At 72.0% G+C, this 2,441-nt stretch carries 2 protein-coding genes; both read right to left on the bottom strand.

Annotated elements, in window-relative coordinates; all coding sequences use genetic code 11:
* The coding region (locus tag SACHA_RS20540) for a TRAM domain-containing protein (RefSeq protein WP_039738114.1) at window positions 1-274 on the bottom strand (274 nt) is incomplete at its 3' end.
* A complete protein-coding gene (locus tag SACHA_RS0105945) occupies window positions 271-2,340 on the bottom strand; it encodes an APC family permease (RefSeq protein WP_019807946.1) in 2,070 nt (689 codons plus the stop codon). The genes SACHA_RS0105945 and SACHA_RS20540, both read right to left, overlap by 4 nt.
* Window positions 2,341-2,441 lie beyond the last annotated feature (101 nt).

Raw genomic sequence — 2,441 nt, 5'->3', positions numbered from 1 at the left:
CGGCGTGCTGCCAGTCGCACCCGCCGCACAGTCCCGGCCGGGCGACCGGGCACGGCGGCTCGACCCGGTCCGGTGCGGAGGTCAGCACCGACACCGCGTCGGCACGGCAGTAGGAACCACCGTGGTCCTCGGTGATCTCGGCCAGCACCCGCTCCCCGGGCAGTGCGTGCCGCACGAACACGACCCGACCCTCCACCCGGGACACGCAGTGCCCACCGTGGGCCACGGCGCCGACCTCGATCTCGACCCTGCGTCCCGTCCAGTCCAGTGTCACCGGCCCGCGCTCCCGTCGCCGTTCTCCCCGGTCGTGTCCCGTTGCCCACGGGTGTCCGTCGTCGCCCCGGAGTCGTGCAGCCCGCGCCGCACGTCGCCCGCGACGGGGCGACGACGACGGCGTTCGGCGCGGCGCGACCGCCGCCGGGACGATTCCAGCTGCCACGGCACGCTGGTGACCATCACGCGCGGCTGGAACAGCAGCCTGCCCTTGAGCCGCAGCGCCGTCTGGTTGTGCAGCAACTGCTCCCACCAGCGTCCCACGACGTACTCGGGGATGAACACGGTGACCACGTCCCGGGGCCGGTCGCCCCGCACCCGCCGCACGTAGTCCAGCACCGGCCGGGTCACCTCCCGGTAGGGCGACTCGACGACCTTCAGCGGGATCGAGATGCCGCGCCGGTTCCACTGCCGCTGGAGCGCGCGCGTCTCGGTGTCGTCGACGTTGACGGTCACGGCCTCCAACATGTCCGGCCGGGTGGCCTTGGCGTACGTGAGCGCCCGCAGGGCCGGGCGGTGGAGCTGGGAGACCAACACGATCGCGTGGTTGCGGGCCGGGAGCGTCACCTCCTGCTCGGTCTCGGCGAGCTCCTCGGACACCCGGTCGTAGTGCTTCCGGATGGTGCGCATCAGCAGGTAGATCGCCGCCATCGCCACCAGCGAGATCCACGCCCCGGCCAGGAACTTGGTCACCAGGATGACCACCAGCACCGAGGCGGTGGTGACCAGCCCGATCGTGTTGATCACCTGCGCCCGGCGCATCTGCCGCCGGGCGTGCGGGTCGGTCTCCTCGGCCAGCGCCCGGTTCCAGTGCCGGATCATGCCGCTCTGGCTGAGCACGAACGCCACGAAGACACCGACGATGTAGAGCTGGATCAGGTCGGTGACCTCGGCCTCGAACCCGATCACCAGGACGACGGCGAGTCCGGCCAGCAGCAGGATGCCGTTGCTGAACGTGAGCCGGTCGCCGCGGGTGTGCAACTGGCGGGGCAGGAACCGGTCCTGCGCCAGCGTCGAGCCGAGCACCGGGAACCCGTTGAACGCCGTGTTGGCCGCGAGCACGAGCACCAGCCCGGTGATGACGATCACGTACCACACGGCGGGGGCGAAGCCGCTGAACACCGCCCCGGCGAGCTGGGCGACCAGGGTCTTCTGCTCGTACCCGTCCGGCGCGCCGACCAGCTGGGTCTCCGGGTCCTCGGCCAGCACCACGCCGGTCGCCTCGGCGAGGAACAGCAACCCGAGGAACATGGTCACCGCCAGCGCGCCCATCCACAGCAGTGTGGTCGCGGCGTTGCGGCCGCGCGGCTTGCGGAAGGCGGGCACCCCGTTCGCGATGGCCTGCACACCGGTGAGCGCGACACTGCCCGAGGAGAACGCACGCAGGATCACGAAGACCAGCCCGAGCCCGGCCACCGCGCCGGTCTCGGTGGCCAGCTCGAGGTCCGCGCTCTCGGCGCGCAGCTCGTCGCCGAACACGACGGTGCGCACCGCGCCCCAGACGATCATCCCGAGAATGCCGGCCACGAACGCGTACACCGGGAACGCCAGCAGCGTGCCGCTCTCCCGGACCCCGCGCAGGTTCATCGCGGCCAGCAGCACGATGGCGAGGACGGCGAACTCGACCTTGTGCTCGGCGACGAACGGCACGGCCGACCCGATGTTCGCCGTCGCCGACGAGATGGACACCGCGACCGTCAGGATGTAGTCGACGGTCAGCGCCGCCCCGACGGCCAGGCCGAGCCGGGGCCCGTGGTTGACCGTCGCCACGGTGTAGTCGCCGCCGCCCGCCGTGTAGGCGCGCACGTTCTGCCGGTAGGACGCCACCACGATGAGCAGCACGAAGGCGACCACGCCCCCGACCCACGGGCTGTACACATAGGCTCCCGCTCCCGCGAGCGAGAGCATCAGCAGAATCTCCTCCGGGGCGTAGGCCATGCTCGACAGCGGGTCGGAGGAGAACACCGGCAGCGCGACCCGTTTGGGCAACAGGGTGCGCGGCAGCCGGTCGCTGCGAAACGGCCTGCCCAACAGGACCCGCTTCGTGGCGGTAGCGAACTTGGACACGGCTGGAGCGTAGTTCGCCCCGGTCCGCACGACGCCGGGCCGGGGTGGCCCCGTCACCCCGCTCACCCGACCGGGACGGCCCGCGCCGGCCCGCGCCGGCC

Origin of the sequence: Saccharomonospora halophila 8 (assembly GCF_000383775.1) — a bacterium.
Lineage (GTDB): Bacteria > Actinomycetota > Actinomycetes > Mycobacteriales > Pseudonocardiaceae > Saccharomonospora > Saccharomonospora halophila.
The sequence above is the reverse complement of the archived record's forward strand: the minus strand, read 5'-3'. Positions and strand labels throughout refer to the sequence as shown.